This is a genomic window from Variovorax sp. MPBD4-3 (assembly GCF_058809745.1).
In genome coordinates this window covers 53,972-72,123 of sequence record NZ_JBXASW010000005.1, presented here as the reverse complement: position 1 = coordinate 72,123, position 18,152 = coordinate 53,972, and the positions used below count along the sequence as shown (strand labels likewise).

Sequence of the window (18,152 nt, the reverse complement as noted above, 5' to 3'; positions counted from 1 at the left end):
GCTGCGCGAGCGCCAGCACCAACGGCGTCACGACATGATGACCTGGAGGCTGTGCTCGTACGAGGCCGTGAGGCGCTCGAAGGTGTCGACCAGCGCGTCGCTTGAACGCACCAGCGTGGCGCGGCCGTCGGCGCTGTCGAGCGCCTGCACGCCGCCGACCAGCCGCAGCCATTCGTCGCGCGCGCTGGCCAGCGCGGCGCGGATCTCGGCGGTGCTCAGCGGCGCATGCTCCAGCTCGAGCAATGCGGCCTCGAACTCGGCCATGGTCGGCACCAGCCGCGCGTTCGCTGCCTTCTCTTTCAGCGCGGCGGCCAGCAGCGCGTCCTTGGCCAGCCGCTGCGCCCGCATGCGCTGCCGCCCGCAGATGTTGACGATGCGCAGCGCGCGCCGCGCGCCCGAGGTTTCGAGCGCCTCGGTCAGGGCCTCGGCGGCGCGGAGCAATACTTCCGCGCGCTGGTCGATGTCGGCCAGCCCCGCCGCCGACGGCCGCGCGGCCAGGGCAGCGGCCAGCCCGCTCCAAGCGGCCTGCGCATCCCCCAACGCCTGCGCGCCGGCCGCCCCGAGCCCGAGGGCGGCCAGATGATCGAGGTTCTGCTGCACCCGCTCGGCCGACTGCGTGCGCAGCAACCGCGCCCGCTGCGCGTCGATGCCGCCGAGCAACTGCGCCGCCACGCGCACCAGCCGCTGCGAGAGCATGCGCAGCTGCCCGGCCCGGTTGATCGCGTCGGCCCACTGCGCCGCCTCGATGACCGATCGCGAAACCTCGCCCAGACGCAGGTTGGCATGCATCGCGGCGCCGCGCAGCAGGCCGAAGGCCTCGTCCTCGCCGATGCCGCGCGCGGACATCAGCAGACCCTTGGCCCGGTCGACCCACTTGCGCTCGTCCATGCGGGTGCGCAGGCTCTCCAGTTCGGTGCGCAAGGCGGCCTCGCGCTGCCAGCGGGACCGGGCGCGGGCGATCAACGCGGCGAGCGATGCCGCATCGACGGCATCGGCCTGCAACCACGCATGCACGCCGAGCGCGACCAGTTCTTCATGCTGCGCGCCGCCCAACGGCGCGCTGACAAGGCTCAGCGCGCACGGCGGCAGGCCGGCCCACGTGCGCAAGGCATCGAACAGCGCGGGCGCGGGCGCAGGCAGGCAGATCAGGGCCTGCCGGGGCCCCAGCGCCTCGACCTGCCGCGCGAAGCTGCCGCAATCCGCGCAGCCGAGCACGTCGAGACCCGCGCCGGACAGCGCCCGCGCAAGCGCCTCGGGCAGCACGAGGCCGGCGGGTTCATCGGGCAGGACAACGAGAAGGGACATCTTGGGGAAGCGGTGTGGGAGCGCACCGCGAGCATAGGCCACACCCGCGCACACTTGCGGGCACGCCTCTTGCATGAAACGGAGCGCGGTGTAACGAAGCACCGCTTTGGTGACGAGGCTGCAGGTTCCTGCGGCCGGCCCGGCAATCCACTCGCCGTGCACACCCCCACGCCGACAGCGTCCGCTGCCGGCACTCCGCCCCCAACCCCGTCCGTCGACACGACCTCTCCAGGGTCGCGCCGCGGCTTTTCGCATCTTTGAACGCCATGTCCAGCTTCAGGAATTTCTTGCAATCAGGCCACAGCCCGACACTGTTCGCGGCCTTCCTGTACTTCTCGTTCTCCTGCTGCATCTGGGTGCTCAACGGCGCAATGGCGCCCTTCATCGGCGAGACCTTCGATCTGTCGCCCGCCCAGAAGGGCCTGATGCTGTCGGTGCCCATCATCGCCGGCGCGCTGATGCGCTTTCCGCTGGGCATCCTCTCGCAGTACATCGGCCGCAAGAAGGCCACGCTGGTCGAGATGGCGCTGATCGCGGTGGCGATGCTGTTCGGCTTCTTCTTCGTCAAGAGCTTCAACGACCTGCTCGCCATGGGCGTGCTGCTGGGCATTGCAGGCGCGAGCTTCGGCGTCGCGCTGTCGCTGGGCTCGGGCTGGTTCCCGCCGCAGCACAAGGGCCTGGCCATGGGCCTGGTGGGCGCGGGCAACGTGGGCACGGCGGTGTCGGTGCTGGTGGCGCCGCCGCTGGCGAACTGGCTGGGCTGGCAGGCGGTGTACGGCGTGGCCGCGGTCGCCATCCTCATTCCGATGGTCGTGATGGTGGTGTTCGCCAAGGAGCCGCCGGACGTGAACGCCCATTCGAGCTTCCGCGAGCACATTGCCTGCCTGTTCGAGAAGGACGGCTGGGTGTTCAGCCTGATCTACGGCGTGACCTTCGGCGGCTTCATCGGCCTGACCACCTTCCTGCCCTCCTACTACTACGACCAGTTCGGCGTGAGCAAGGTGCAGGCGGGCCAGCTGACCATGCTCGCCGCCTTCATGGGCGCAGCGGTGCGCATCGCGGGCGGCTGGATCTCCGACCGCTGGGGCGGCGTGAACACGCTGACGGTGGTGCTGCTGGTGGTGGCCGTGAGCCTCGTGCTGGTGGGTTTCTCTTCAGGCTCGCTGGCCGTCACCACGCTGGTGCTGATCGTCTGCTTCGCCGCACTCGGCGCGGGCAACGGCGCACTGTTCCAGCTGGTGCCGTTGCGCTGGCCCGCGAGCACGGCCGTGGCCGGCTCGATGATCGGCGAGATCGGCGCGCTGGGCGGCGGCCTCGTGCCCAACGCCATGGGCCTTTCGAAGCAGTACATGGGCAGCTATCTCTGGGGGTTCGTCTTCTTCGCGGCGCTGTCGCTGGTGATGCTGGGCGTGATGCGCGTGATGCAGATCCGCTGGACGCGCACCTGGGCCGAAAAAGGCGGCCGTGCGCGCGTCACGACGCCGCACAACCCTGCCGCCACCACCCATGTACGCAAGGCGGCCCGCCCATGACTCGCCCCGCCCGCATCCGCTCAGCGTGGCAGGAACAGCAGCCACACGACGAGCAGCACGTTGAACAGCACCGACACGCCGAGCGCCAGTTGGTAGAGCGCGAGCGGATCGCGGCGGATCAGCGGCGTAGCGGCGGGCGCGTTGACGGGGCGGGATGCACCGCGTTCGAGCGCGAGCAGCAGTTCCTCGGCGGTTTCGAAGCGCTCGCGCGGGTCGCGGGCCACGGCCTTGCGCACCAGATGATCGAGCCAGATCGGCACGTCGGGCCGCAGGCGCGAGAGCGCGACCGGGTCGCGACGGTAGCGCGCCACCTGGTAGGGCTCGATCTCGCCGTAGGGCAGGTGGCCGGTGAGCCACTGGTAGAGCGTGACGCCGAGCGCGAACAGGTCGCTGGCCGCATCGGCGGTGCCGCCCTCCTCCCACTGCTCGGGGTTGATGTAGCTGGGGGTGCCGGCATGCAGCTCGCGCTGGGCCGCGCCTTCTCTTCCGGACAGCGCCACGCCCAGGTCGAGGATGCGCCAGCGCCCGTCGTCGCCCAGGTGCAGGTTGCCGGGCTTGATGTCGCGATGGATCACGCCCTGGCGATGCAGCCGGCCGAGCGCGCGGCTCAGCTCGATGCCGGCCGCCACCACCTCGGCCACCGTGCCGCGCGCGTTCAGCTTGCGCAGTTGCTCCAGGGTGCGCCCGCCGTGCCAGTCGAACACGATGTAGAGCGCGCTCGCGTCCTCGGCGCGTTCGTGCACGCGAACGAAACCGCTGCCGCCGACGCCTGCCACGCGCAGCCCCAGCCACGCCTCGTGCGCCAGCATCGCGCGTTCCTGCGGATCGCCGGCGCGCGAGGGATGCAGCGTCTTCAGCGCGACCAGCTCGCGCGTGCGCGGGTGCCGCGCCTGGTACAGCAGGTGCACGCCGGTGTCCGCCACCAGCGCGGTGACGGCGTAGCCGTCGAGCACGTCGCCCACTTTCAGCGCGGGCGGCGGTGCGAGCCGGCGGCCGTCGCCGAGTTCGTCGTCGAGCTGCCGCGCATCGAGCCCGACCACACGGATGACCAGCGCGGTCGCGTTGTCGCGCGTGCCGGCGTCGAGCGCCGCATGCACCAGCGCCTCGCTGGCGGCCTCGGCGTCGCCCTGCAAGGCCAGCGCGGCCACCTGCTGCGGCTTGAGCACGCAGTGCACGCCGTCGGAGCTCAGCACGAAGCAGTCGCCCACGCGCACGTCGCCCTGGGCGTAGTCGACGCGCACCTGGTCGTCGAGGCCGATGGCGCGCGTGAGCCGGCTGCGCATGTCGGGATGGTCGAAGGCGTGGTCCTGCGTGAGCGGCACGGCCGGCCCGCCGCCGGCACGCACGCGCCAGGCGCGCGTGTCGCCCACGTGCGCCAGCGTGTAGCTCTGTCCGTGCAGCACCAGCGCGGTGAGCGTGGTGAGCGCCGTGCCGCCGTCCTGCTTGCTCTGGCGCCGGCGGTTGTGGTCGGCCAGCCAGCCGTTCTGCGCGCCGACCAGCCGGTCGAGCGCGGCGGTCGGCTCCCAGGTTGCGGGCGTGGCGAAGTAGTCGGCCAGCAGGCCCATCACCGTGGTCTGCGCCGCTTCGCGGCCGTGCCCGCCGCTCGACACCCCGTCGGCAATGGCCGCGATGAGGCCGCGGGCCTCGTCGCCCGGCGGCGCATGCACTGCACCGGCGAAGTCTTCGTTCAGCTCGCGCGGTCCGCGCTGGCTGCTGTAGCCGATGTCCACTTCAAAGCTCATGGCGCGATTCTGAACGCGCGCCACGGGTACCCGTTTGCTTGATTTCCCTGAAAGGTCCAGCCCCATGAAGAAAATGAAACTCGTGATGGTCGGCAACGGCATGGCCGGCGTGCGCACGCTCGAAGAGCTGCTGAAGATCGCGCCCGAGCTGTACGACATCACCGTCTTCGGCGCGGAGCCGCATCCCAACTACAACCGCATCCTGCTGTCGCCGGTGCTCGCGGGCGAGCAGACGGTCGACGAGATCGTGCTCAACAGCTGGGAGTGGTACACGGACAACCACATCACGCTGCACGCCGGCAAGAAGGTGGTGGAGGTCGACCGCGTCAAGCGCATCGTGCGCGCGGTGGATTCGCAAGGCGGTGTCACCGAGGCCGCCTACGACCGCCTGCTGATGTGCACCGGCTCCAACCCCTTCATGCTGCCTGTGCCCGGCAAGGACCTCAAGGGCGTGATCGCCTACCGCGACATCGCCGACACCGACTACATGATCGAGACCGCGCGCACGCACAAGAACGCGGTGGTCATCGGCGGCGGCCTGCTGGGCCTGGAGGCCGCCAACGGCCTGATGCTGCGCGGCATGAACGTGACCGTGGTGCACGTGATGCCCTGGTTGATGGAGCGCCAGCTCGACGACGTGGCCGGCAAGCTGCTGCAGAAGTCGCTGGAAGACCGCGGCCTGAAGTTCCTGATGGGCGCGCAGACGCAGGACCTGGTGGGCGGTGAGGACGGCCGCGTGAAGGCCATCCGCTTCAAGGACGGCACCGAGGCGGCCGCCGACCTGGTGGTGATGGCCGTGGGCATCCGCCCGAACGTGGAGCTGGCCGAGAAGATGCGCCTGCACTGCAACCGCGGCATCGTCGTCACCGACACCATGCAGACCGTGACCGACGCGCGCATCTACTCGGTGGGCGAGTGCGCGGCGCACCGCGGCATTGCCTATGGCCTGGTCGCGCCGCTGTTCGAGCAGGCCAAGGTGGCGGCCAACCACCTGGCGCAGTTCGGCATCGGCCGCTACCTGGGGTCGCTCACCTCCACCAAGCTGAAGGTGACGGGCATCGACCTGTTCTCGGCCGGCGAGTTCATGGGCGGCGAAGGCACCGAGGAGATCGTCATGAGCGACCCCTTCGGCGGCGTCTACAAGAAGCTGGTGATCAAGGACGACAAGCTCGTGGGCGCCTGCCTCTACGGCGACACGGTGGACGGCAGCTGGTACTTCAAGCTGCTGCGCGACGGCCGCAGCGTGCACGACATCCGCGACAAGCTGATGTTCGGCGAATCGAACATCGGCGACACCGGCCACGAAGGCCACAACAAGGCCGCGAGCATGCCCGACGACGCCGAGGTCTGCGGCTGCAACGGCGTGAACAAGGGCACCATCTGCAAGGCCATCAAGGAAAAGGGCCTGTTCACGCTCGACGAGGTGAAGAAGCACACCAAGGCCAGCGCCAGCTGCGGCTCGTGCACCGGGCTGGTCGAGCAGATCCTGATGTTCACCGCGGGCGGCGACTACTCCGCCACGCCCAAGAAGAAAGCCGTGTGCGGCTGCACCGACGCGAGCCACCAGGACGTGCGCGACGCGATCCGCAAGGAGCACTACCTGACGCACGACGAGGTGTACCGCAACCTCGGCTGGCGCACGCCCAACGGCTGCGCCACCTGCCGCCCGGCCGTCAACTACTACCTGATCAGCACCTGGCCGAAAGAGGCGAAGGACGATCCGCAGAGCCGCTTCATCAACGAGCGCAGCCACGCCAACATCCAGAAGGACGGCACCTACTCCGTCATTCCGCGCATGTGGGGCGGCCACACCACGCCGGACGAGCTGCGCCGCATCGCCGACGCGGCCGACAAGTACAAGATCCCGACCGTCAAGGTCACGGGCGGCCAGCGCATCGACCTGCTGGGCGTGAAGAAGGAAGACCTGGAAGGCGTGTGGAAGGACATCGGCATGCCCAGCGGCTTTGCCTATGCCAAGTCGCTGCGCACGGTGAAGACCTGCGTGGGCAGCGAGTGGTGCCGCTTCGGCACGCAAGACTCCACGCAGATGGGCAAGGACCTGGAGCGCGCGCTGTGGGCCATGTACTCGCCGCACAAGGTCAAGCTGGCGGTGTCGGGCTGCCCGCGCAACTGCGCGGAGGCCGGCATCAAGGACGTGGGCGTGATCGGCGTCGACTCGGGCTGGGAGCTCTACGTGGGCGGCAACGGCGGCATCAAGACCGAGGTGGCGCAGTTCCTCGTGAAGGTGAAGACGGCCGAGGAAGTGATGGAGTATTCGGGTGCCTTCCTGCAGCTCTACCGCGAAGAAGGCTGGTACCTGGAGCGCACGGTGCACTACATCGGCCGCGTGGGGCTGGACTACGTGAAGAAGAAGATCCTCGAAGACGCCGAGGGCCGCAAGGCGCTGTGGGAACGCCTGCAGTTCGCGCTCGACGGCGAACCCGACCCGTGGTTCGAATCGGCGCAGGCCTCGGTCGACGTGCGGCAGTTCACGCCGCTGACGGCGTCGAGCGACACCCACCAGACAGCCTGAAGGAAGGACACCATGAACGATTGGAAAGTCATCTGCCGCATCGACGACATCCCCGTGCTCGGCGCGCGCCGCGTGACGCGGCCCGCCGGCGTGGATGTTGCCGTGTTCCGCAATGCCGAGAACGAGGTTTTCGCGCTGCTCGACCGCTGCCCGCACAAGGGCGGACCGCTGAGCCAGGGCATCGTCTTCGGCACCAGCGTGGCCTGCCCGCTGCACAACTGGGCCATCGGGCTGGACGACGGCTGCGCCAAGTCGCCCGACGAAGGCTGCACGCCGAAGTTCGCCGTGAAGGTGGAAGACGGGGTGGTGCACCTCGACGCGGGCGAACTGGCAACGCACGCCATCGACCTGGAACGCCCGGTCGCCGGGCCGAAGCCGTTCGCGGTGCTGTCGGTCCTTCCGCTGGAATAGCCATGACGCTGGAGACCCGCTCCACCTGCCCCTATTGCGGCGTCGGTTGCGGCGTCATCATCGAATCGCAAGGCGGCGAGATCACCGGCGTGCGCGGCGACCCCGAGCACCCGGCGAACTTCGGCCGGCTGTGCACGAAGGGCTCGACGCTGCACCTCACGGCCAGCGCCGCGGTCACGCGGCAGACGCGGCTGCTGCAGCCCATGCAGCGCCTTGTGCGCGCCGAGGCGCCCACCGCTGTGACCTGGGACACCGCGCTCGCCAACGCCGCCGGCAAGTTCGCGCAGGTGATCCGCGACCATGGCCCGGACTCGGTCGGATTCTATGTGTCGGGCCAGTTGCTCACCGAGGACTACTACGTCTTCAACAAGCTGGCCAAGGGCCTGATCGGCACCAACAACATCGACACCAACTCGCGCCTGTGCATGAGCAGCGCCGTGGCCGGCTACAAGCAGACGCTGGGCGCCGACGCGCCGCCGGCCTGCTACGACGACCTGAAGCACGCAGCCTGCCTGTTCATCGTGGGCAGCAACACGGCGTGGGCGCACCCCATTCTTTTCCGCCGCATCGAGGACGCGAAGGCCGCGAACCCGGCGCTGAAGATCGTGGTGGCCGACCCCCGCCGCACCGACACCGTGGAGATCGCCGACCTGTTCCTGCCCATCCAGCCCGGCACCGACGTGATGCTGTTCAACGGCATGCTGCACCTGATGCTGTGGGAGGGCTGGATCGACGCGAAATACATCGCGGCCTACACCAGCGGCTTCGACGCTTTGAAGGCGACGGTGCGCGAGTGCACGCCGGACAAGGTGGCACAGGTGTGCGGCATCCCGAAGGAGGACCTGCTCGAAGCGGCGCGGCTCTTCGCCACCTCGCCTGCCACGCTGAGCCTGTACTGCCAGGGCCTGAACCAGTCGTCGAGCGGCACGGCGAAGAACGCTGCGCTCATCAACCTGCACCTGGCGAGCGCGCAGATCGGCCGCGCGGGCGCGGGCCCGTTCTCGCTGACCGGCCAGCCCAATGCGATGGGCGGGCGCGAAGTCGGCGGCCTCGCCAACCTGCTGAGCGCGCACCGCGACCTGGCGAACCCGGATCACCGAGCCGAAGTGGCCGCGCTGTGGGGCGTGCCCTCGGTGCCCGGGAAGCCGGGCAAGACAGCGGTGGAGATGTTCCAGGCCGCGGCCGACGGCGAGATCCGCGCGCTCTGGATCGCATGCACCAACCCGGCGCAGTCGATGCCCGACCAGGCCACCGTGCGCCGCGCGCTGGAACGCGCCGAGTTCGTCGTGGTGCAGGAAGCCTTTGCCACCACTGCCACCTGCGCCTTCGCCGACCTGCTGCTGCCCGCCACCACCTGGGGCGAGAAGGAAGGCACCGTGACCAACAGCGAGCGCCGCATCTCGCGCGTGCGCCCGGCCGTGCCGGCGCCCGGCGAGGCGCGCAACGACTGGTCGATTGCCGTGGCCTTCGCGCACCGGCTCGAAAGGCAGCTGGGCCGCACCTTCACGCTGTTCCCGTACGAGACGGCCGAATCCGTCTGGAACGAGCATCGCGAATCCACGCGCGGGCGCGACCTCGACATCACCGGCCTGAGCTACGCGATGCTGGAAACCGCCGGCCCGCAGCAATGGCCGCTGAAGGAAGGCGAAAGCACCGGCCGCGCGCGCCTCTACGAAGACGGCGTGTTCCCCACGCCGGACGGCCGCGCCCGCTTCGTCGACACGGTCTACAAGCCGGTGGCCGAAGCCCGCGAGGCCCGCTACCCCTTCTCGCTGAACACGGGCCGCCTGCGCGACCAGTGGCACGGCATGAGCCGCACCGGCACCGTCGGGCGCCTGTTCGGCCATGTGTCGGAGCCGGTGGTGCAGATGAACGCGCAGGACATGGCGCGCCGCCAGATCCGCGAAGGCGACCTGGTGCACCTGACCTCCAGGCGCGGTTCGATCATGCTGCCCGCGCGCGCCAGCGCCGAGATGGGGCTGAGCCAGGTCTTCGTCGCCATGCATTGGGGCGAGGAATACCTGAGCGGCTGCTCCTCGAACGGCACGCGGCTGGCGGGCATCAACGCGCTCACCACGCCGGCCTACTGCCCGACTTCGAAGCAGCCCGAGCTGAAGCACACGCCGGTGAAGATCCTCAAGGCCGAGCTTCCGTGGTCGCTGCTGGCCATGGCTTGGCTGCCCGATGGCGAAGCGCTTGCCGCGCACCGCGCGCTGCAGCCGATGATGGCGCTGTTTCCTTTTGCGACCTGCGTGCCGTTTGCCGGCAACACGCAGGGCGCCGAACGCAGCGGCCTGCTCTTTCGCGCCGCCGCGCATGACGCGCCCGACGACGCGCTGGTCGAGAAAGTCGAGGCCCTGCTCGGGCTGCAAACCGCCGACACCCTGCGCTACGCCGACCGCCGCCGCGGCCAGCGCCGCTCGGCCCGGCTGGTGCGCCGCGCCGACGGCGGCGCCGGGCTCGAAGCCTTCCTGCTAGGCGGCGACACCAGCGCCGAAGCCTGGATTGCCACGCTGCTGCGCGAGGAACTGCCGGCCCAGAGCTACGGCCGCCTGCTGCTGTCGCCGGGCTCGAAAGCGCCGGTGGCGGTGCAATCGCGCGGCAAGACGGTGTGCACCTGCTTCAACGTGGCGGACGTGGCCATTCAGACCGAACTGGGCCGCTGCACCGGCACCGCCGACGAGCGGCTGGCGAAGCTGCAGGGCGCGCTGAAGTGCGGCACCAACTGCGGCTCGTGCATTCCGGAGCTCAAGCGCATGGTGCGGGCCGCGCCGGCCGAGGCGGAGGCGGTTGCGCCATGACCCCGTGTCTCGCTCCCTCCCACTCCGGGTGAGGGAGCAAAACCAATGCATAAGCCAACTCACATTCCGGCATAAGCATTGCAGGACAATCCGCCTACCCATGGGAATCAGCCAATACATCAAGGAAATCGGCCGCGGCGCGCGAGGCGCCAAGCCGCTCACGCGCGAACAGGCCACCGACCTGTTCGGCCAGGTGCTGGACGGCACCGTCACCGACCTGGAAATCGGCGGCTTCTGCCTGGCCATGCGCATCAAGGGCGAGACACCCGAGGAGATGGCAGGCTTTCTCGATGCCACCCATGCGCGGCTGAACCTGATTCCGGACGGCGACCGGGCGCTGGTCGTGCTGCCCAGCTACAACGGCGCGCGCAAGCTGCCTGTGCTCACGCCGCTGCTGGCACTGCTGCTGGCGCGCGAAGGCCTGCCGGTGCTGGTGCACGGCAGCCCCAGCGAAAGCTCGCGCGTGCTGGCGTCCAACGTGCTCTCGGCGCTTGGCGTCGCTGCGCTGGAGGCCGTCCGCCCCATCGCCAACGGCGAAGCGGCCTTTGCTCCCACCGAACTGCTGAACCCCGCGCTCAAGCGCCTGCTCGACGTGCGCCGCGTGGTCGGCCTGCGCAACCCGGGCCACAGCGTGGTCAAGCTGATGCAGCCCACCGCCGGCGCCTGCGTGGTGGTGGCCAGCTACACGCACCCCGAATACGCCCGCACCATGGGCGAGACCTTCGAGCTCACGGGCATGACCGCCCTGCTCTCGCGCGGCCTCGAAGGCGAAGTGGTGTCCGACCCGCGCCGCACCGCGCAGATCGACGGCTTCGTGCGCGGCGTGCGCACCGAACTGCAGGCGCAGCAGGCGGGCACCGCCGCCGACGTGCCGGGCCTGCCGAAGGAAATCGACGTCGCCACCACCGCCGACTACACGCGCCGCGTGCTGGCCGGCGAGCTTCCCGTGCCCGAAGCCATCGCGGCGCAGGTCAGGCACATCACGCAACTGGCATCCCACGCATGAACAACGACAACCCCACCTCCCTCATCGCCGGCCGCTGCACGCTGGTGGGCGCCGGCCCGGGCGACCCCGAGCTGCTGACCGTCAAGGCCGTGAAGGCGATCCAGGCCGCGACGGTGCTGCTGGTCGACGACCTGGTGAACGACGAGATCGTGCAGGCCTACGCCCGGCCCGACGCGCGCATCGTGCACGTGGGCAAGCGCGGCGGCTGCAAGAGCACGCCGCAGGCCTTCATCGAGCGGCTGATGATCACCGCCGTGCGCGAAGGCGAGACGGTGGTGCGCCTGAAGGGCGGCGACCCCTTCATCTTCGGACGCGGCGGCGAAGAGGTGGAGCACCTGCGCGAAGCCGGCATCGAATGCGCCGTGGTCAACGGCATCACCGCCGGCCTCGCGGCCGTGACCGCGCTGGGCGTGCCGCTCACGCACCGCGACCATGCACAGGGCGTGGTGTTCGTCACCGGCCATGCCAAGACCGGCGCGGGCGCGGCCGAAGACCCGACCGACTGGCGCGCACTGGCCGCGACGGCGTACAACGCGCGGCTCACGCTCGTCATCTACATGGGCGTGGCGGGTGCGAGCCACATCGAGCGCGAACTGCTGCAGGGCCTGCCGGGCGACACGCCGGTGGCCGTCATCCAGCATGCGAGCCTGCCGCACCAGCGGCACATCGCGACCACGCTCGACAAGCTGCAGCGCGGCATCGCCGAAGCGGGGCTCGCCAGCCCGGCGGTGATCGTGGTGGGCGACGTGCTGCGCGGGCTCGCCGCAGCCGCCTTGCCGGTGCGCGCGGACAAGTTCGGTACCTGATCGGCACCTGACCGGGGCGAGGACGGTTCGCGCGGCGCGGGCGCCGCGCACCACAACGTGGCATGGATCGTGCTGTGCCACCGGCAATGAATGCAGCCGTCACGCCCGAACCCGCCGCCGTCGAAATCGTCGCGCTCACCAAGCGCTACGCCCCCGGCACGCCGGCCGCCGTAGACCAGATCGACCTGCGCATCGCCAGCGGCAGCTACTGCTGCCTGCTCGGCCCGTCGGGCTGCGGCAAGAGCACCACGCTGCGCATGATCGCGGGCCACGAGTCGGTCACCAGCGGCGACATCCTGCTGGACAACCGCAACATCACCGACCTGCCCGCCGCGGCGCGCGGCACGGCGATGATGTTCCAGAGCTTCGCCCTCTTCCCGCACCTCTCGGCCACCGACAACGTGGCCTTCAGCCTCAAGATGAAAGGCGTCGGCAAGGCCGAGCGCCACAAGCGCGCCAACGACCTGCTCGAACGCGTCGCGATGGGCCACCTGGCCGACCGCAAGCCCGGCGAGCTTTCCGGCGGCCAGCAGCAGCGCGTGGCGCTGGCGCGCGCGCTCATCACCGAGCCGCGCGTGCTGCTGCTCGACGAGCCGCTGTCGGCGCTCGACCCCTTCCTGCGCATACAGATGCGCGCCGAATTGCGGCGCTGGCAGAAGGAACTGGGCCTGACCTTCGTGCACGTCACGCACTCGCAGGAAGAAGCGATGGCGCTGGCCGACACCATGGTGGTCATGAACCACGGGGTGATCGAGCAGGTCGGCTCGCCGCACGCAGTCTACAACCACCCGGCGAGCGAGTTCGTGGCGCGCTTCATGGGCGGCCACAACGTGTTCGACACGCCGGCCGGCCCGATCGCGGTGCGCAACGACCGCATGCGCATCGCCGCGGTTTCCGGCGAAGCGAGCGCGGCACCCGATGCACTGCGGGCCGCCGTCACCGACGTGGAATACCAGGGCACCTACGTGCTGCTCGGCCTGTCGCTCGGCAGCGCCGCGCCGGGTCGCCAGAACGTTTCGGTGCTGCTGGGCGAAGCCGCTTTCCTCGCCCGGCCCTATGCGCAGGGCGAGGCTGTGCACCTGTCATGGGCCGCGGCCGACGCGCGCGTGCTCGGCCCCGGCGCCAAGCCGCCGGGCGAGCGGGCATCGGCGCCCGCCGGCAGTGCATCGCGCGACGACACGGCCGCGCTTGCCATGACCCTCTGAGCCGACCCTTTTTTCTTCCCTTTCCTTTCCACTGTTTCTTCCACGGAGACTTCACCATGACCGACCCCATCGACTCGTCCGCCGGCTTCAAGCGTCGCACCCTGCTGCAGGGCACGGCCGGCATCCTGGCCACGGGCATCGCGCCCTTCGTGCATGCGCAGGAAAAGGTCGTGCTGCGCTACCTCGGCACGGCGGTGAACCAGGACAAGGCCATTGCCGAGAAATTCAAGGCCGACACGGGCATCGAGATCCAGTACGTGGCCGTGACCACCGACGACGTCACCAAGCGCGCCGTCACCGCGCCCAACAGCTTCGACCTGATCGACACCGAGTTCTTCTCGCTCAAGAAGATCGTGCCGACCGGCAACCTCAAGGGCATCGACACCAAGCGCGTCAAGAACGCCGACAAGATCACCTCGCTGTTCACCAAGGGCGAAGTCGCCGGCAAGAAGGTCGGCGACCAGGGCACGGCCCCCGTGAAGGTGATCTACCTGGAAGGCGAGAAGAGCAAGGCCTTCGCCAAGTCGGCCACGCAGTACATGTCGCTGATTCCCACCACCTACAACGCCGACACGCTGGGCATCCGCCCCGACCTGATCAAGCGTCCCATCGGTTCGTGGGCCGAGCTGCTGAACCCCGAGTTCAAGGGCAAGACCGCGATCCTGAACATCCCGTCGATCGGCATCATGGACGCGGCGATGGTGGTGGAAGCCAAGGGCATCCACAAATACGCCGACAAGGGCAACATGACCAAGGCCGAGATCGACCTGACGATCAAGACCCTGATCGAGGCCAAGAAGGCCGGCCAGTTCCGCGCGCTGTGGAAGGACTTCAACGAGTCGGTGAACCTCATGGCCTCGGGCGAGGTGGTGATCCAGTCGATGTGGTCGCCTGCCGTGACGGCCGTGCGCAGCAAGGGCATCGACTGCACCTTCCAGCCGCTCAAGGAAGGCTATCGCGCCTGGGCCTCCGGCTTCGGCCTGCCGGCCACGCTCTCGGGCAAGAAGCTCGACGGCGCGTACGAATTCATCAACTGGTTCCTCGACGGCTGGGCCGGCGCGTACCTCAACCGCCAGGGCTACTACAGCGCCGTGCTCGACACCGCCAAGACCAAGATGGAAGCCTACGAATGGGCCTACTGGATGGAAGGCAAGCCCGCCGCGCAGGACATCAAGAGCCCGCAGGGCGACGTGATCGCCAAGGCCGGCTCGGTGCGCGACGGCGGCAGCTACGAGCAGCGCATGGGCGGCATCGCCTGCTGGAACGCGGTGATGGACGAGAACGAGTACATGGTCCGCAAGTGGAACGAGTTCGTCGCGGCCTGACCTCCGGCCTGAGCCTGTGAGCGCTCCCTCGACCAGCGCGTCCGCCGCCACCGCGCCCATCCACGCCGTCAAGGCGTGGTGGCAGGCGGCGCCGTTCGCGCTGGTGTTCCTGCTGTTCTTCCTGATTCCGCTGGCGCTGGTCGCGATGGTCAGCCTGTGGAACTTCAATGAATACGAGCTGATCCCCGCGGTCACGCTGCGCAACTACCTGAGCCTGTTCGAGGGCTGCTCGCGCCTCACCGACAACGGCGACCTGTGCGTCACGCTCAACACCTACCTGAGCACGTTCAAGTTCTGCGTGCTGGTATGGGGCATCACGCTGCTGATCGGCTTTTCGGTGGCGTACTTCCTGGCGTTCCACGTGCGCTCGTCGACCATGCAGACGGTGCTGTTCGTGCTGTGCACGGTGCCGTTCTGGACATCGAACGTGATCCGCATGATCTCCTGGGTGCCGCTGCTGGGGCGCAACGGGCTGGTCAACCAGGCGCTCATGGGCCTGGGCCTGGTGAACCAGCCGCTCGAGTGGTTGCTGTTCTCCGATTTCTCGGTGGTGCTGGCCTTCGTGCACCTGTACACGATGTTCATGATCGTGCCGATCTTCAACAGCATGATGCGCATCGACCGCTCGCTGCTCGAAGCAGCCAGCGACGCGGGCGCCTCGGGCTGGCAGACGCTGTGGAACGTGGTGGTGCCGCTGTCGCGCACCGGCATCCTGATCGGCTCGATCTTCGTCATCACCATCGTCATGGGCGACTTCGTCACCATCGGCGTGATGGGCGGCCAGCAGATCGCGTCCATCGGCAAGATCATCCAGGTGCAGACCTCGTACCTGCAGTTTCCGCTGGCGGCTGCCAACGCAATGATCCTGCTGGCGGTGGTGCTGATGATCATCTGGGGGCTCACCCGGCTGGTCGACATTCGAAAGGAGCTCTGAGGTGGGCTCTTGCTTTTCAGGGCTCGCTCACGCCGACGGGGTACCTTGCTCCGCGAATGTCCTCCGGCACAAGCAGAGCGCTTGCCGTGCGCAGGGCGCCGGGTGCTCCCCGCAGCGAAATAAAGGAGGAGCCCGAAGGGCGGGGGACATTCGCGGAGGGGAGTACCCGGTGGCCTGTGCACACACCCGAATGGAGCGCAACAACAAATGACTCACCGCATAGGCGAACAACGCTCCCCAGGCTTCTGGCCACTGGCAACCGTATTCGGACTTTTCGTCCTCTTCCTCTACGGCCCGATGATCACGATCTTCGTGCTCAGCTTCCAGGGCCCCGAGGGCGGCCTGACCTTTCCATTGCGCGGTGTCTCGCTGCACTGGTTCTACAAACTGGCCGAAGGGCTGGGCACGGTGGACATCGGCGCGGCCTTCAGGCGCTCGCTCGCGCTGGGCGCGGTGGTCATGGCCTTCACCGTCGTGCTGTCGGTACTGGCCGGCCTGGCATTCCGCAAGAAGCTCGCGGGCAGCAACGCCCTCTTCTTCGTCACCGTCGCCAGCCTCATCATGCCGTCGATCATCATCTCGCTCGGCATCGGCCTGCAGTTCCGGCTCCTCGACACCGGCATCAAGAGCCTGCTGACAGCCATGGACGCCACCACCCTGCTCGAAGGCTACGGCACCGCGCTCGGCCTGTTCAGCTCCGCCCTGGGCGCGCACCTGACATGGACGCTGCCCTTCGGCCTGCTCATCATGTTCGCCGTGTTCAACCGCTTCAACCCGGCCTACGAAGAAGCCGCCCGCGACCTCGGCGCCACCCCGTGGCAGAGCTTCCGCTTCGTGGTGCTCCCGCTGATCGGCCCCTCGATCGTGGGCATCGGCATGTTCGGCTTCACGCTGTCGTGGGACGAAATCGCCCGCACCTCGCAGGCCATCGGCGACGTCAACACCCTGCCGCTCGAACTGCAGGGCCTGACCTCGACCGTCACCACGCCGTCGATCTACGCACTGGGCACGGTGACCACCGTCGTGTCGCTGCTGGTCATGGCCGTGGCGCTGGGCTCGGCCGCCATGCTGCGCCGGCGCTCCACCCGCAAACGCTAGCCGAGGGCTGCCCACCGGGCAGCCAGCAGCGTCTCGATGTCGTGCACACGCCGGCCCGTGGCATGGCCGACGGCCTCGCGGTAAGGTGGCATGTTGGTGCACTCCATCACGATGTCTTCCACCTCCGGATGAAGCGCCACCAGCCGACGCGCGGCATCGACCACGTTGCGCTCGGCTTCCGCCAGATCGAGATGCTCCTCGTTGTTCAGGATGCGCCGGTGGAACTCGCAGCCCGGCTGCACGCCCTGCACCGGCGTGCCCCGCGGCACACCGGCCGCGTCCAGGATGGCCCGGCTCATCGAATCCGCATCGAAGGTCAGGATGCCGGGGCGCGCGAACTCGCGGCATTGCAGCAGGCTCGACGTGACGACGGGAACCCGCACCGCGCCGGCCAGCACCTGCTGGTACGCCGCCAGAAAGCCGCAGCTGGTGGTGAGCATGGCCGCGCCCTCCCCGGCCAGCCGCAACGCGCCGTCGACGAAGGGCTGCAGCAGCGAGCGGTCGGCCTCCTTCACGATGCGCTCGGGCGAAGCACCCTCGATCACGAGCCGGCGCACCGCAATGCCGTGCCGCTCGAAAGTCGCCGGATTGCCCACGTCGCCCGGCGGCCGCGGGAAGCGCGTGTCGAGCATCAGCACGCCGAGGAACGGCATGGCATCGCTTGTCACAGCACGCCCTCTGCGCTATGCCGCCGCACCCTTGAAGCGGCCCAGGAAAGCCTGCGTCGCCGCCTGCCTCGGGTTGTCGATCACCACCTGCGGCGGTCCGCTTTCCGCGACCACGCCGTCGCGCATGAAGATCACCTGGTCGGCCACCTCGCGCGCGAAGCCGATCTCGTGCGTCACCAGGATCATGGTCATGCCTTCCCTGGCCAGGCCCTTGATGACGCCGAGCACCTCGCCGACGAGTTCAGGGTCCAGCGCGGAGGTGGCTTCGTCGAACAGCATGACGGCAGGCTTCATGGCCAGCGCACGCGCAATGGCCACGCGCTGCTTCTGGCCGCCGGAGAGCTTGTCGGGAAAGTAGTCGGCGCGGTCCAGCAGGCCCACCTTGGCGAGCAGCGCGCGCGCCTCGGCCTCGGCCTGCGGCTTGGGCGTCTTCAGCACCGTCACCGGCCCTTCCATCACGTTGCGCAGCACCGTCATGTGAGGGAAGAGGTTGAAATGCTGGAACACCATGCCCGTCGACGCCCGGAAGCGCGCCAGCGCGCGCTCGTTGGGCAGCGTGGTGTGCACGCCGTTGAACTCGATGCTCTGCTCGCCCACCGTGATGCGCCCGGCGTTGGGCACCGACAGCAGGTTGATGCAGCGCAGCAGCGTCGACTTGCCCGAGCCCGAGGGTCCGATGATGGCGACCACCTGGCCGCGCTCCACCTGCAGCGAAATGTCCTTCAGGACCACGTTCTGCCCGAAGGCTTTCTTGAGCTGGCTGATCTCTATCAGGGGTGCGGGCAT

Annotated in this window: 14 protein-coding genes; 10 read left to right on the top strand and 4 right to left on the bottom strand. The window is 68.9% G+C overall.

Annotated elements, in window-relative coordinates:
* Positions 1-27: 27 nt before the first annotated feature.
* A complete protein-coding gene (locus AC1RVW_RS04360) occupies positions 28-1,305 on the bottom strand; it encodes an ANTAR domain-containing response regulator (protein WP_234382682.1) in 1,278 nt (425 codons plus the stop codon).
* A gap of 266 nt (positions 1,306-1,571) precedes the next feature.
* Here AC1RVW_RS04360 and AC1RVW_RS04355 point away from each other — a divergent pair, with 266 nt between their 5' ends.
* Complete coding sequence (locus tag AC1RVW_RS04355) at positions 1,572-2,837, top strand: MFS transporter (protein WP_081266563.1); 1,266 nt, start codon at positions 1,572-1,574, stop codon at positions 2,835-2,837.
* A gap of 20 nt (positions 2,838-2,857) precedes the next feature.
* Here AC1RVW_RS04355 and AC1RVW_RS04350 read toward each other — a convergent pair whose 3' ends face one another.
* Positions 2,858-4,579, bottom strand: coding sequence for a bifunctional protein-serine/threonine kinase/phosphatase (locus AC1RVW_RS04350; protein WP_081266755.1), 1,722 nt, complete (start codon positions 4,577-4,579; stop codon positions 2,858-2,860).
* A 64-nt stretch (positions 4,580-4,643) separates the two neighbouring features.
* Between AC1RVW_RS04350 and nirB the strand changes: the two genes are divergently transcribed.
* The 9 genes from nirB to AC1RVW_RS04305 all read left to right on the top strand — a co-directional run bounded on the left by nirB (position 4,644) and on the right by AC1RVW_RS04305 (position 16,698).
* On the top strand, positions 4,644-7,112 hold the full coding sequence (gene nirB, locus AC1RVW_RS04345) for a nitrite reductase large subunit NirB (protein ID WP_106934995.1): 2,469 nt from the start codon (positions 4,644-4,646) through the stop codon (positions 7,110-7,112).
* Between the two features lie 12 nt (positions 7,113-7,124).
* On the top strand, positions 7,125-7,523 hold the full coding sequence (gene nirD, locus AC1RVW_RS04340) for a nitrite reductase small subunit NirD (protein ID WP_106934996.1): 399 nt from the start codon (positions 7,125-7,127) through the stop codon (positions 7,521-7,523).
* Positions 7,524-7,525: 2 nt separating this feature from the next.
* Positions 7,526-10,324 carry a nitrate reductase gene (locus tag AC1RVW_RS04335; protein WP_106934997.1) on the top strand — a complete coding sequence of 933 codons (2,799 nt, stop codon included), beginning with the start codon at positions 7,526-7,528 and terminating at the stop codon, positions 10,322-10,324.
* Between the two features lie 100 nt (positions 10,325-10,424).
* A complete protein-coding gene (gene ybiB, locus AC1RVW_RS04330; RefSeq protein ID WP_493198240.1) occupies positions 10,425-11,330 on the top strand; it encodes a DNA-binding protein YbiB in 906 nt (301 codons plus the stop codon).
* Complete coding sequence (gene cobA / locus AC1RVW_RS04325; RefSeq protein WP_106934999.1) at positions 11,327-12,136, top strand: uroporphyrinogen-III C-methyltransferase; 810 nt, start codon at positions 11,327-11,329, stop codon at positions 12,134-12,136. The genes ybiB and cobA overlap by 4 nt, the downstream gene beginning before the upstream one ends.
* A gap of 86 nt (positions 12,137-12,222) precedes the next feature.
* On the top strand, positions 12,223-13,341 hold the full coding sequence (locus AC1RVW_RS04320; RefSeq protein ID WP_493198239.1) for an ABC transporter ATP-binding protein: 1,119 nt from the start codon (positions 12,223-12,225) through the stop codon (positions 13,339-13,341).
* A gap of 56 nt (positions 13,342-13,397) precedes the next feature.
* Complete coding sequence (locus AC1RVW_RS04315; protein ID WP_106935001.1) at positions 13,398-14,666, top strand: ABC transporter substrate-binding protein; 1,269 nt, start codon at positions 13,398-13,400, stop codon at positions 14,664-14,666.
* A 16-nt stretch (positions 14,667-14,682) separates the two neighbouring features.
* Positions 14,683-15,600, top strand: a complete 918-nt coding sequence (locus AC1RVW_RS04310; protein WP_285412412.1) for an ABC transporter permease — start codon at positions 14,683-14,685, stop codon at positions 15,598-15,600.
* A gap of 207 nt (positions 15,601-15,807) precedes the next feature.
* A complete protein-coding gene (locus AC1RVW_RS04305; protein WP_493198236.1) occupies positions 15,808-16,698 on the top strand; it encodes an ABC transporter permease in 891 nt (296 codons plus the stop codon).
* On the opposite strand, the gene AC1RVW_RS04300 is transcribed toward AC1RVW_RS04305, so the two are convergent.
* Both AC1RVW_RS04300 and AC1RVW_RS04295 read right to left on the bottom strand, forming a co-directional pair.
* Positions 16,695-17,351 carry an aspartate/glutamate racemase family protein gene (locus tag AC1RVW_RS04300; RefSeq protein WP_493198234.1) on the bottom strand — a complete coding sequence of 219 codons (657 nt, stop codon included), beginning with the start codon at positions 17,349-17,351 and terminating at the stop codon, positions 16,695-16,697. The two genes, AC1RVW_RS04305 and AC1RVW_RS04300, sit on opposite strands and share 4 nt — an antisense overlap.
* A gap of 30 nt (positions 17,352-17,381) precedes the next feature.
* Positions 17,382-18,152 (bottom strand): amino acid ABC transporter ATP-binding protein, encoded by a 771-nt coding sequence (locus AC1RVW_RS04295; RefSeq protein WP_081266553.1) that lies wholly within the window; start codon positions 18,150-18,152, stop codon positions 17,382-17,384.